The 13,276-nt window shown below is 50.4% G+C and carries 10 protein-coding genes and 2 pseudogenes; 11 read left to right on the top strand and 1 reads right to left on the bottom strand.

What is annotated here, in order from left to right; translation table 11 throughout:
• Window positions 1–232: 232 nt before the first annotated feature.
• The 8 genes from H8S80_RS17540 to H8S80_RS17505 all read left to right on the top strand — a co-directional run bounded on the left by H8S80_RS17540 (window position 233) and on the right by H8S80_RS17505 (window position 9,116).
• Entirely contained in the window at window positions 233–1,507 is a 1,275-nt protein-coding gene (locus H8S80_RS17540) for a glucose-1-phosphate adenylyltransferase (RefSeq protein WP_002605623.1), read from the top strand.
• Window positions 1,504–2,625, top strand: coding sequence for a glucose-1-phosphate adenylyltransferase subunit GlgD (gene glgD, locus H8S80_RS17535; protein ID WP_002605624.1), 1,122 nt, complete (start codon window positions 1,504–1,506; stop codon window positions 2,623–2,625). Before H8S80_RS17540 ends, glgD begins: the two co-directional genes overlap by 4 nt.
• Window positions 2,626–2,651: 26 nt before the next feature.
• Complete coding sequence (gene spoVG / locus H8S80_RS17530) at window positions 2,652–2,939, top strand: septation regulator SpoVG (protein WP_002605625.1); 288 nt, start codon at window positions 2,652–2,654, stop codon at window positions 2,937–2,939.
• 188 nt (window positions 2,940–3,127) lie between these two features.
• On the top strand, window positions 3,128–4,114 hold the full coding sequence (locus H8S80_RS17525; RefSeq protein WP_002605626.1) for a diaminopimelate dehydrogenase: 987 nt from the start codon (window positions 3,128–3,130) through the stop codon (window positions 4,112–4,114).
• A gap of 17 nt (window positions 4,115–4,131) precedes the next feature.
• On the top strand, window positions 4,132–4,548 hold the full coding sequence (locus H8S80_RS17520) for a DUF3783 domain-containing protein (protein ID WP_117632668.1): 417 nt from the start codon (window positions 4,132–4,134) through the stop codon (window positions 4,546–4,548).
• 56 nt (window positions 4,549–4,604) lie between these two features.
• Window positions 4,605–5,384, top strand: coding sequence for an SseB family protein (locus H8S80_RS17515; RefSeq protein WP_002605628.1), 780 nt, complete (start codon window positions 4,605–4,607; stop codon window positions 5,382–5,384).
• Window positions 5,385–5,522: 138 nt separating this feature from the next.
• Window positions 5,523–7,286 (top strand): ABC transporter ATP-binding protein, encoded by a 1,764-nt coding sequence (locus H8S80_RS17510; protein WP_117632667.1) that lies wholly within the window; start codon window positions 5,523–5,525, stop codon window positions 7,284–7,286.
• 12 nt (window positions 7,287–7,298) lie between these two features.
• Window positions 7,299–9,116: an ABC transporter ATP-binding protein gene (locus H8S80_RS17505; protein ID WP_117632666.1), complete on the top strand. Its 1,818-nt coding sequence runs from the start codon at window positions 7,299–7,301 to the stop codon at window positions 9,114–9,116.
• On the opposite strand, the pseudogene H8S80_RS34865 reads toward H8S80_RS17505, so the two are convergent.
• Window positions 9,022–9,372, bottom strand: a pseudogene (locus H8S80_RS34865) (DUF6783 domain-containing protein). The gene H8S80_RS17505 and the pseudogene H8S80_RS34865 sit on opposite strands and share 95 nt — an antisense overlap.
• Here H8S80_RS34865 and H8S80_RS34860 point away from each other — a divergent pair.
• From H8S80_RS34860 to H8S80_RS17495, 3 genes and pseudogenes are all read left to right on the top strand, one after another.
• Window positions 9,289–9,702, top strand: a pseudogene (locus H8S80_RS34860) (DUF6783 domain-containing protein); the annotation flags it as partial. The pseudogenes H8S80_RS34865 and H8S80_RS34860 overlap by 84 nt on opposite strands.
• A gap of 298 nt (window positions 9,703–10,000) precedes the next feature.
• Window positions 10,001–11,329, top strand: coding sequence for a Gfo/Idh/MocA family protein (locus H8S80_RS17500; protein WP_025531802.1), 1,329 nt, complete (start codon window positions 10,001–10,003; stop codon window positions 11,327–11,329).
• Window positions 11,330–11,403: 74 nt separating this feature from the next.
• Window positions 11,404–13,125 carry a peptide ABC transporter substrate-binding protein gene (locus tag H8S80_RS17495; RefSeq protein WP_054356534.1) on the top strand — a complete coding sequence of 574 codons (1,722 nt, stop codon included), beginning with the start codon at window positions 11,404–11,406 and terminating at the stop codon, window positions 13,123–13,125.
• The last annotated feature ends 151 nt before the right edge of the window (window positions 13,126–13,276 follow it).

Below are 13,276 nucleotides of genomic sequence, written 5' to 3'. Positions count from 1 at the left end.
TGATATGATCGCATACTTATTAAGATTATACTGTATTTTGGGCTGCGATTCAAGGGGGAGACTGTGTAAAAACACTATATCTGGCATGAAATGTAAAAGAAAACCATATTTATGGAAAAATGTCGGAAAATGCACAAAAAAGTATAATAATATTTCAAAAATTTGTTCACTATTTTTCAAATGTGTGGTATAATGCTAGTACAATAAAATTCTAACAGCAAGAGGTGATAACGTGATTAAAAAAGAAATGATTGCCATGCTTTTGGCAGGCGGCCAGGGAAGCCGTTTAGGTGTACTGACACAGAAGGTAGCCAAACCAGCAGTATCGTTTGGCGGGAAATACCGTATTATTGATTTCCCGCTCAGCAACTGCATCAATTCGGGAGTTGATACGGTCGGAGTTTTGACACAGTATCAGCCATTACGTTTAAACACCCATATCGGGATCGGTATTCCGTGGGATTTGGACCGTAATGTGGGTGGAGTAACCGTTCTCCCACCTTATGAGAAGAGCAAAGGCAGCGACTGGTATACCGGTACAGCCAATGCGATCTACCAGAATCTGGAGTTTATGGAGACGTATAACCCGGACTATGTGTTAATCCTCTCAGGAGACCACATCTATAAGATGGATTATGAGGTTATGCTTGAGTATCACAAAGCGAATAATGCAGATATCACCATTGCTGCCATGCCGGTACCGATTGAGGAAGCCAGCCGTTTCGGAATTGTAATTACTGATGAGAACAACCGTATCACGGAGTTTGAGGAGAAGCCGGAGAACCCGAGAAGCAACCTGGCCTCCATGGGTATTTACATATTCAGCTGGAAAGTACTGAAAGAAGCCTTGATTAAGATGTCAGAGGAACCAGGCTGTGACTTTGGCAAGCATATCATTCCGTACTGCCATGCAGCCGGACAGAGGATATTTGCTTATGAGTACAATGGCTACTGGAAGGACGTAGGTACTTTAGGTTCTTACTGGGAAGCCAACATGGAGTTAATCGACATTATTCCTGAGTTCAATTTATATGAGGAATACTGGAAGATTTATACCAAGAGTGATATCATTCCGCCTCAGTATGTATCAGAAGATGCAGTGATTGAGAGAAGCATCATCGGAGAGGGCTCCGAGATATTCGGAGAAGTCCATAATTCCGTAATCGGTGCAGGTGTTACCGTGGCGAAGGGCGCCGTGATCCGGGATTCCATCATCATGCGTGAGAGCGTGATTGGCGCCGGTTCCGTAGTCGATAAGGCTGTCATCGCTGAGAATGTCAAGATTGGATCAAACGTCGCACTCGGCGTGGGTGAATACGCACCGAGCAAGTATGACCCGAAGGTATACCAGTTTGACCTGGTTACCGTGGGTGAGAACTCTATTATCCCGGATAATGTAAAGGTTGGAAAGAACACCGCCGTTGTAGGGGAGACGATCGTAGAGGACTATCCCGACGGATTACTGGCAAGCGGAGATTACATCATAAAGGCAGGTGGTATGCGATGAGAGCAATAGGAATTGTATTAGCAGGCGGTAACAGTAAGAGAATGCGGGAATTGTCCAATAAGAGGGCGATTGCAGCCATGCCGATCGCAGGCAGCTACCGCAGCATAGATTTTGCACTGAGCAATATGACGAATTCCCATATTCAGAACGTGGCAGTGTTGACCCAGTATAATTCCAGGTCTCTTCATCTGCACTTAAGTTCTTCCAAATGGTGGGATTTCGGAAGAAAACAGGGCGGTTTATTCGTATTCACGCCAACCATTACGGCGGAAAGCAGCGACTGGTACCGTGGAACTGCCGACGCATTATATCAGAATCTTACCTTCTTAAAGAACAGCCATGAACCGTACGTGGTCATCTCGGCCGGTGATGGTATCTATAAACTGGATTACGGCAAGGTGCTCGAGTATCATATTGAGAAAAAGGCCGATATCACCGTAGTCTGCACGGACCTTCCTGAGGGAGAGGACGTAACCCGTTTCGGTCTGGTGGGAACCAACGAGGACGGCAGAATTACCGATTTTGAGGAGAAACCCATGGTGGCTTCCTCCAATACCGTATCGTGCGGCATTTATGTGATCAGAAGACGTCAGCTGATTGAGCTGATCGAGCGCTGCGCGATGGAAGACCGCTACGACTTTGTCAATGATATTCTGGTGAGATATAAGAATTTAAAGAGAATCTATGCGTACAAGATGGATTCCTACTGGAGAAATATCGCTTCCGTAGAATCCTACTACAGAACAAACATGGATTTCTTAAAACCGGAAGTCAGAGATTACTTCTTCCGTCAGTATCCGGATGTATATTCCAAGATCGACGATCTGCCGCCGGCAAAGTATAATCCAGGCGCAGTGGTGAAGAACAGCCTGGTATCCAGCGGAAGCATCATCAATGGGGTAGTTGAGAATTCCGTTCTGTTTAAAAAAGCCTATATCGGCAATAACTGTGTGATTAAGAATTCCATCATTTTAAATGATGTGTATATTGGGGACAACACGGTTATTGAGAACTGCATAGTAGAAAGCCGGGATACAATCCGCGCCAATACGACTTACATAGGTACACCGGACAATATTAAAATTGTCGTAGAGAAAAACGAAAGATACACATTATAGGTAATGTGACGGGAAGGGGTTTTGACATGCAGATTACAGATGTTAGGGTAAGACGTATCGAAAAAGAAGGAAAGATGAAGGCCATCGTATCAATTACACTGGATAATGAATTTGTAATCCATGATATCAAAGTAATTGAGGGAGAAAAGGGGTTGTTTATCGCCATGCCGAGCCGCAAGGCGGCAGATGGAGAATACCGCGACATCGCACACCCGATTAATTCGAATACCCGTGACATGATTCAGAGAGTAATCCTGGACAAGTATGAGACGACCGCATTAGAGATGCCGGAGGAAGAGGCCGCACTGGCCTGATGTTAAAGTTGGGATTGGTAGCAGAGAAGTGAAGGTTGAAAGTTAGGAGCCGCATGGGGTGCCGGTTGGACACCATGCGGCTTTGTTTTTTGTGAGGGGCTTAAAAAAGCAATTTACATATGGGGGACAGCCGGGGTATAATGGGGATAGCTTTTAGATAGTACATGACAAGGAGAGGAAGTACGAATATGACAATCAAAATTGGTATATTAGGATATGGGAATCTCGGTAAGGGCGTGGAGTGTGCGGTTAAGCATAACCCGGATATGGAATTGGCGGCAGTCTTTACGAGGAGAGATAAAGAGTCTTTGAACATTCTGACGCCCGGGGTGAAGGTTTGTTCTGTCCAGGAGGCGGAGTCCATGAAGGACGAGATTGATGTGATGATCTTATGCGGCGGGAGTGCTACAGATCTGCCGGTTCAGACGCCGCAGTTTGCAAAGTGTTTTAATGTCGTTGACAGTTTTGATACACATGCCAGGATACCGGAGCATTTTGAGGCGGTGGACGCGGCGGCGAAGGAGGGCGGCCACGTGGGAATTATCTCTGTGGGCTGGGACCCGGGAATGTTTTCCCTGAATCGTCTGTATGGCAATGCCGTTCTGCCGGAGGGCAGCGATTATACCTTCTGGGGCCGGGGAGTCAGTCAGGGGCATTCTGATGCGATTCGCCGCGTGGAAGGCGTGAAGGACGCCAGACAGTATACGGTGCCGGTTGAGGCCGCGCTGAAGGCTGTGAGAGATGGAGAGAATCCGGAGCTGACTACGAGACAGAAGCATACGAGAGAATGCTTTGTGGTGGCGGAAGAAGGGGCTGATTTAAAGCGGATCGAGGAAGAGATCGTGACGATGCCCAACTATTTCGCCGATTACGATACGACGGTCCGGTTTATCAGTGAGGAAGAGCTCATGAGAGATCATAAGGGAATTCCTCACGGAGGCTTTGTGATACGCACCGGAAAGACGGGATGGGAGAATGAGCACAGCCATGTGATCGAGTACAGCCTGAAGCTGGATTCGAACCCTGAGTTCACGGCCTCCGTCATCGTGGCGTATGCGAGAGCGGCTTACCGTCTGAGTAAGGAAGGCGCGGCGGGCTGTAAAACGGTATTTGATATCGCGCCTGCGTATTTAAGCCCTCTGAGCGGGGAAGAATTAAGAAAACATCTGCTTTAGGAACAGGAGGAAGAGGCGTGGCGGCGAAAGAGATGGTTCTGTATTATCAGCCGGAGAGAGAGAAAGAGGCTGGCAACGCGTCGAAAGCGGCAAAATTAAAGGGTGTTCTGATCCGCATGGGCATCCGGATAAAGAATATTACACCGGAACAGACCGGGCAGACGGTTGGTTATCTGGCTGGTTTCGAAGGATTTGACGAGCGGGAGACGGAAGAGGGAACTGTGCTTCCGGAGCTGGAGGAAGAGATGCTGGTTATGAAGAATTTTACGAACCGGCGGATCGACGAGCTGCTCGCGGGACTGCGCCGGGCCGGTGTGCCGAAGGTTGAGTTAAAGGCAGTAGTCACGGAGACGAACTGCGGCTGGACTTTTTACGCTCTGTACGAGGAGCTTAAGAAGGAACGGGAAGCGATGACAAAGAAGGATGAGGCTTAAGCCGGATCATGGCGAAGCGGAACGATAGGATTGATCAGAGAGAAGGAGAAATACCCATGGATAACGAAGGAAAGAATGGCGCACAGACAGACAAGCAGGCGGTGCTGGGGCGTTTGAGAGACACGAAGGCCCTGTATGTGGTGGTTTCTGCATGTACGAAGCTGCCGTATGTCGTGTGTGATCCGGAGACATTTGACGATGAGGTTCTGGTGTTTTTTAAGCCGGAGGAGGCGGAAGCCAAGGCAAAGAGCCTGGCTGGGGAAAAGATCCCGGTAAGCATCGTTAAACTGGAAAATAAACAGCTGCTTTTATTCTATACGAATCTGTATACAATGGGAGTGAACGCTATTTTCGTAGCAGATTCCGGGAAAGAGGAGCTTATCCAGCTGGAGGAGTTCGTCAGACGGAGAGGAGACGAGCCCGGCGAGGAGGACAAGGTCTGGGTGGAGAATCCGGCGCTGCATTTAACTGCTCTTTATTATATGCAGGAGGCGAGAAGGCAGCCGGGACCGGAGATGAATTCCAGGCTCATGGAACTGCAGGAAGAGATCGAGATGCATTTCCGGAAGGGGACTTTCATTCTTGCCATACAGAAAGAGGGCAATGGAATCCCGCTGGTAAAGATGAAGAACGGAGATGTCTATCAGGCGGCATTTACAGATATTCTGGAATTCCAGAAGTTTAACCGGGAAGACCAGCTGCGGCCGGTAATCGTACCGGCGGAGAAGGTTTCCCAGGTGCTAGCAGGCGATGCCATCGGTATTATCTTAAATCCGGTGGGAATTAATCTGCCTTTGGCAGTGAACCGCCCGCCGAAGCAGGAAAGCGAACAGTAAGAAGAGGTGCAGGAGAACCGTTGTCCTGCGGCTGGTATGGCCGCGGGACGGCGGTTTTTCGTGCAATAGGAAAGTGATCGGATTCTTGCACGCTTCAGCTGAATCCTGTATAATGGAGGCATTGGGCGAGGTAGAAGTATGAAGAAGATATTTTCGTATTATTTAAAACCGTATTATCTGCGTATGGCGATCGGTTTTTTGATTAAGTTTACCGGTACGCTGATGGATTTATTTCTTCCGTGGACACTGGCTTATATGATCGATACGGTGATTCCGGCAAACCAGAGGCCGGAAATATTTTTGTGGGGATTTTTCATGATTTTCTGTTCGATTCTGGCGGTGGTGTTCAGCGTTGCGGCGAACCGGATGGCATCCCGGGTGGCCAGCAGCGCCATCGAGACGATTCGGGGAGATTTATTCGAGAAGGTGAGCCGCTTATCCAACACTCAGATCGACCGTTTCACCAGGCCGTCTCTGATATCCAGGCTGACCAGCGATACGTACAACGTTCATCAGATGCTCGGAAGAGTCCAGCGGCTGGGAGTACGGGCACCGATCCTCCTAATCGGCGGCATTACCATGACTATGGCGCTGGATCCGGTACTGGCGTGTATCCTGCTGGCGGTTCTTCCGCTTCTTACGATTGTCGTGGTGGTGGTCTCAAGGAAGACGATTCCCATGTTCTCCGTTCTGCAGGAGCGGGTGGACCGGTTTGTGCGGCTGATCCGGGAAGATATTGCGGGTATCCGTGTGATTAAGGCGCTGTCTAAGGAATCATATGAGCGGGAGCGTTTTGACCGGGCGAACCGGGAGGTGGTGGACTGGGAGCGGAAGGCTACGGTGACCACCAGCATCACTAATCCTGTGATGAATGTGCTTTTAAATCTGGGGCTTGTGGCTGTTATTCTGGCCGGAGCCTGCCGGGTGAACCAGGGGGCTTCGGAGGTCGGAAAAATACTGGCGTTCATGACGTATTTTACGATCATTCTGAATGCGCTGATGTCCATTTCCAGGCTGTTTATCATGATTTCGAAGGCTGCGGCTTCGGCCTCGCGTATTGTGAAGGTCCTGGATGCGGATCAGGAGCTGGTTCTCCAGGAGATGGAAGCTGAGGAGGAAGCTGCGTGGGAGACCGAGACAGGAACGGAGAAAAAAGCGGGGACTGGCGAGGAGAATGGTGCAGTCCACGTGGAATTTGACCACGTATCCTTTTCCTATAATAAGGTTGAAAATAACCTGGAGGACATCTGTTTCCGGCTGAAGCGGGGCGAGACGCTGGGGATTATAGGCGCCACGGGAGCGGGAAAGACGACGATCGTGAACCTGCTGATGCGTTTTTACGATGCCGATCAGGGCGCGGTCCGCATTGATGGAAGAGATGTGCGCACCATGGGGCTGCATGAGCTGAGAAAGCGTTTCGGAACCGTATTTCAGAATGATACGATATTTGAAGATACCATTATGGAAAACATCAATATGGGCAGGGAGCTAAGTGAGGAAGCTGTCATGGAAGCGGTTCTTTACGGCCGGGCCAGTGAGTTTGTGGAGGAAAAAGGCGGTATTTCAGCGCAGCTGGATATCAAGGGGGCCAATTTAAGCGGCGGGCAGAAGCAGAGAATTCTGATTGCCCGGGCGCTGGCAGCCAAACCGGATATTCTGATTCTGGACGATTCCTCCAGTGCGCTGGATTATAAGACGGACGCGGCGCTTCGGAAGGAGCTGAGGGAACATTTTGCGGAGACGACCTGCGTGATCATCGCCCAGAGAATCAGTTCCATCATGAATTCGGATCACATCATGGTGCTGGAGGATGGACAGATGATCGGTTACGGGACGCATCAGGAGCTGATGGAGACGTGTGAAATTTACCGGGAAATTGGAAAATCCCAGATGGGAATATAAGGGGGCGGGACCATGGCTGCACGCAGCAGAAGTGAAAAACGGCTGGAGGCCGCATATAATGAGTCGCAGGGGCGCTCTCTGGTTCAGAGAAAGCACACGATTCTCCGCCTCGGACGCTATATGATTCAGTATAAATGGCTCCTGCTCCTGGCTGCTATCATGACGGTGGGGAGCAATTTGCTGGCTTTGGTGGGGCCCATGCTTTCGGGCTATGCCATTGACGCCATCGAGCCGGGTATGGGGAAGGTGGAATTTTCGAGAGTTTTCCATTATGCCGGATGGATGGCGGCATTTTACGTGATTTCCTCGGTGCTGTCCTATGCGCTTTCGGTTCTGATGATTACCATCAGCCGGAAAGTGGTATACCGGATGAGAAAGGACGTATTTGACAAGATGCTGGCTCTGCCCGCGGGGTATTACGACCTTCACCAGACGGGAGATATTATCAGCCGTATTTCCTACGATATCGACACGGTTAATGAGTCGCTGTCCAGCGATCTGATACAGATTTTAACCACGGTGATCACGGTGGGAGGCGCCCTTTACATGATGGTGGTCATATCGCCGAGACTGGTGCTGGTATTTGCGTTTACGGTGCCGCTGTCAGCCTGTATTACGAAGTTCATAACGGGTAAGACACGTCCGCTCTTCCGTGCGAGATCTGCAAGTCTGGGGAATTTAAACGGCTTCGTGGAAGAGATGGTAACCGGACAGAAGACCTTAAAGGCCTACTGCCAGGAGGAAAATGTCATTCGAAAATTTGCGGAGCGGAATAAGGAAGCCGTGGAGACGTATTACAGGGCGGAATACTACGGCAGTGTGGTAGGGCCTATGGTGAATTTTATCAATAATCTCTCGCTGTCCTTAATCAGTGTATTCGGCGCGCTCCTCTATCTCGTCGGCTATATGACGGTAGGGCAGATCTCTTCTTTCGTACTATATTCTAGAAAGTTTTCCGGCCCGATCAATGAGGCTGCCAACATTATGAGCGACCTGCAGTCTGCGCTGGCCGCGGCGGAGCGGGTGTTTGTGCTGATGGATGAGATTCCGGAGACGGCAGATGCGCCCGGCGCCGCAGAGCTGGGACGCGAGGGGGAGGAAGTCCGGGGAGAGGTCGAACTGTCCCATGTGAATTTCGGCTATGAAAAGGACCGGATTATTTTGCACGACCTTTCCCTGAAGGCGGAGCAGGGCAGGCTTATTGCGGTTGTGGGCCCCACGGGCGCGGGGAAAACGACACTGATCAACCTCCTGATGCGTTTTTATGACCCGAATTCCGGGGAAATCCGGGTGGATGGCCATGAGATCCGGGAGGTGACGAGAAAGAGTCTCAGGAAATCATACGCCATGGTGCTGCAGGATACGTGGCTGTTCCACGGAAGCATCTATGAGAATCTGGCATACGGAAAAGAGGGGGCTACGATGGAGGAGGTCGTGGCGGCGGCGAAGGCGGCCAGAATCCACTCGTTTATCAAGCGCCTTCCGGAAGGCTATGATACGATTCTGACAGATGACGGGACGAATATATCAAAGGGGCAGAAGCAGCTGCTGACCATAGCGCGTGCTATGCTGCTGGAGGCGAGGATGCTGATTCTCGACGAAGCGACCTCCAACGTGGATACCAGGACGGAGATCCAGATCCAGGAGGCCATGAGGAAGCTGATGGAGGGGAAGACGTGTTTCGTGATCGCACACCGGTTGTCGACCATAAGAAATGCGGATCTGATCCTGGTGATCAAGCAGGGAGAAGTGGTGGAGAAAGGGACCCATGAGGAGCTGATGCGTGCGGAAGGGGAGTATTTTCAGATGTATACGGCTCAGGGGGAGTGAGGAGGGAGGAGGAGATACGCGGACTTTTTGCGTGGGGGATTGAGGAAAAGGGAGAGCGGGCGGCAGGGAGGGAAAGATTCAGGGATTCCGAGGGGGTGGGACTAGAGCGTGTTTGAAAAATCATTCCCGCCATCTGCACGCCCCACTTCGCGGCATATTTGGCCCCAATTCAGTCAGCGTAGCCCACTACGCCTCCTTCATCAGGGCCAAATCTCCCACAAAGTGTGACGCACAGCTGGCAGAAAGCATTTTTCAAACACGCTCTAAGGGCGAACAGCCCCCTCCGCAGGGGTCCCGGGCAATTCGACCGAACGCCGGATGCGTTCGCTCTCAGTGCCCGCAAACCATTCCGCCGAACGTATGTGAGGGGGACTTACCGCTGCGTCCTGAAAACGCGATTTTGCCCCTGCTCCGGCGGCTGTTCGCCCTAAGTCCCACCGACCTCTGCATCATTCACCTTTCCCTCCCTGCCGCCCGCTCTCTCTTTTCCGGCCAGGCTGTGAAAAAGTCCGCTGTGTGCTGGCTCCATAAGGGAGGGGGTTCGTCAAATGTTCTAAAAAAGAATGGATATATTGACAAATATTGAGTAATGTGCTATTTTTAATGTAAGCAGATGAGAACGAGGAGGTCGTTTTTTTATTTTTTAAGTTTTTAACCTATCATATAGCATATAGCATATAGCTTACAGGTCCAATGTTATTTATGATTCCCGCATGGCTTTGGATGGACGGAAAATGAAGCCTTATGAATTATGTCAATCAGCCATCCTCTTACTTTCCTTTTTACGTACCCGGTTTAGAGGCAGAAGGAGCGGAGATGGCATGTATCGCACCTGTGGGATTTGTAAAGATCCGTCAGGAGCTCATATTAAGGAGGACATCAATATGGAGAGACCAGTAACAGCGGCAATTGCAGGACTGGGCAATCGGGGAAATGATATCTATGCCCATTATCAGCTTGTAGCGCCGGAGGAGATGAAGGTAGTGGCGGTGGCGGACCCGGTTGCCGGAAAGAGGGAGGCGGCCCGGGAAGAGTACGGGGTAGCGCCTGAAAATTGTTTTGAAACGGTGGAAGACTTGTTGAAACAGCCGAAGCTCGCCGATATCCTGGTGATAGCGACCCAGGACAAACAGCATGTGGCCCAGGCGGTGGAGGCGATTAAGAAGGGATATCACATTCTCTGCGAAAAGCCCATTTCTCCCAGCCTGGAGGAGTGTCTCCTTCTGCAGAAAACGGCCCACGAATATGGACGTATGGTAGCTGTGGGGCATGTGCTCCGTTATACTCCATTTTATTCGAAGATAAAAGAGGTGATCGAGTCCGGACAGATCGGAGACGTGGTCAGCGTCCAGGGACTTGAGAACGTCAAATACTGGCACCAGGCTCACAGCTTTGTGAGAGGCAACTGGCGCGACTCTGTGGAGACGAGCCCGATGATTCTTGCAAAATGCTGCCATGACATGGATATCTTCGTATGGCTCCTGGGAAAGAAGTGCGAACGGGTTTCATCCTATGGTTCCACCTATTTATTTAAGGAATCCATGGCTCCGGACGGCTGTGCCATGCGCTGCCTCGACGGATGTGCGGCAAAGGAGAACTGTCCGTATGATGCGGAAAAGATCTATATCACGGATAAAGGCACTGGAATCCGCAATGTTGTTGAGAAGAATCTGACCGGTGACGATGCGTGGCCGTGCTGCGTACTCTCCCAGACACTGACCGAGGAGGCCATCTATGACCAGATTAAGACCGGACCTTACGGCCGCTGTGTCTATCACTGCGATAACAACGTGGTGGACCATCAGGTGGTCAATATGGAATTTGAGGGCGGTGTGACGGTCAACTTTACCATGAGTGCATTTACCAGCGGAGGAGGCCGTGATATCAAGGTCATGGGCACTATGGGGGATATCATCGGTGATTTACATACGGGAATTGTGAAGGTTACGAATTTTGGAAAAGAGACGGAGGTTTATGATATCAATGCGACGGCAGGCGATTTATCCGGCCACGCGGGAGGCGATAACCGCCTGATCCACGATTTTCTGGCGGCGGTAGAGGAAGGCGAGACGAAGGGACAGTTAAGAACCGGCGTCGATGTGTCGATACAGAGCCATATCATTGCGTTAGCGGCTGAATATTCCAGAATTCATGAGGGGGAAAGCGTTGCCCTGGATGAATTTATACGTAGTGAGAGATATAAAGAGCTTTAGATGATTGGTTGTAAAGCAATGAAATAACAGAATCTGTTAATTGCTTAAAATGTTTTAGAGAAGGAGAGGATTTTATGAAAAAAAGATGGTTAGCTTTATGTCTGGCAACAGTGATGGCGGCATCCTTAACCGCGTGCGGCAGCTCCAAGACATCTACACCGGATACGACCGGTACGCAGACGACTGCAGCGGGCAGTGAGACGAAGGCCGGAGGCGAAACAAAGGCAGAAGAAGCGCCTGCGGGTGCTGTGGAACAGGTGGTGACTATTCCAATGTTCAGTGATCCGGATACGCTGGATCCGGGCCGTTCCGATGACGAGCAGAAGAATGCAATTGTGCTGGAGATTCAGGAGACGCTGATCCGTCTGATGGACGGAAAAGTGACGCCTGGAGGCGCAGAGAGCTGGGAGACCTCCGATGACGGACTGGTATGGACTTTTAAGCTGAGAGACAATCAGTATTCCGACGGTACGGCCGTAACGGCTCAGGATTATGTAAACTCTATTCGCAGGATTTTTGATCCGGAAGTCAACTGTCACAACGCGGGAATCTTCTACTGCATCAAAGGCGGAGAGGATTTCAATACGGGCAAGGGAAGCAAGGAAGATGTAGCGGCGAAGGCGGTTGATGACAAGACGCTGGAAATCACCCTGACAGAACCGCTTCCATATTTCTTACAGCTGATGACATTTGCCAATGTGACTCCGGTCCCGGAATCCAAGACACAGGGCGAGAAGAACTCTTCCTACGGTGCGACGGCAGATGAACTCAGCAGTTCAGGTCCATTCTACGCATCAGAGTGGGTCCGCGGTTCCAAGATCGTGCTGAAGAAGAACCCGAATTACTGGGATGCGGCAAATGTAAAGCTGGAAACCGTCAACATGGTGCTGGCGCAGGACGAGAATACGAGAGAGCAGATGTTTAATCAGGGTCAGCTTGATATCTTAAGAAAGGTCCGCAGCGAGTATGCAGATACGTTAAAGGCTAAAATCGACGGCGGCGAGGTCCAGCTCTTAGAGGGACCGCAGCCGAGATACAGCTATATCTGCTTTAACAATGAAGATCCCAACGGAATCTTTACAAATGAGAAGATCCGTATGGCATTTTCCATCGCGCTGGACAGAGAATCTCTCGTTAAAAATGTTATGAAGAAGGACCAGGCCGCTTACGGCATGATTCCTTACGGTTTAAGTATCGGCGAAGAACTGTTCCGCGATATCTATCCGGAGCCGATGAAGGATTTTCTGGCTCAGGATCCGAAGGCACTGCTGGAGGAGGGCTTAAAGGAGCTCGGAAAAGAGGGAGAGCAGATTACAGTGACGTTCCTTCAGAAGAACTCTGATAATGATACGAAGGTTCAGGCAGAGTATTACCAGAACCAGTGGCAGACAAAGCTTGGCGTGATTGTTAAAATCGATACGGCATCCGACAATTCATCCTTTAACAACCAGGTATCTAAGGGGCTGTATCAGGTATGCCAGACCGGATGGGGCGCTGACTATAATGATCCGATGACATTTATGCAGTGCTATATGACCGGCGACGGCAACAACCCGGCATTCTTCTCCGATGCGAAGTACGATGAGCTGGTGGAGGCGTGCAAGACGGAATCCGATATGAAGGTGCGCGGCGAGAAATTTGCAGAGGCAGAGAAGATTATCACAGTGGAACACTGTGGTCTGGCGCCGATTACCTTTACATACGACAAGAATGTGGCAAAGAGCAGCGTGAAGGGCTTCTATATTAATGGAGCCGGCGGCCCGGCAATCGAACTGAAAAGTGCATATGTAGAATAGGATTAAGAGACAGGAACATGGACTTTGACAATGCGGGGCAGGTATTTACTGCCCCGCATTGTGCGCCTGACTATTACTGCACGGCATGAATCAATGGATTACGGCAAATGGATTACGACGAAACGCATGAGTCAGAAACAGGATGGGAGGT

Source organism: Hungatella sp. L36 (genome assembly GCF_014288035.1).
Note: the sequence above shows the minus strand (reverse complement) of the source record. Positions and strands in the feature narration are given on the sequence as shown.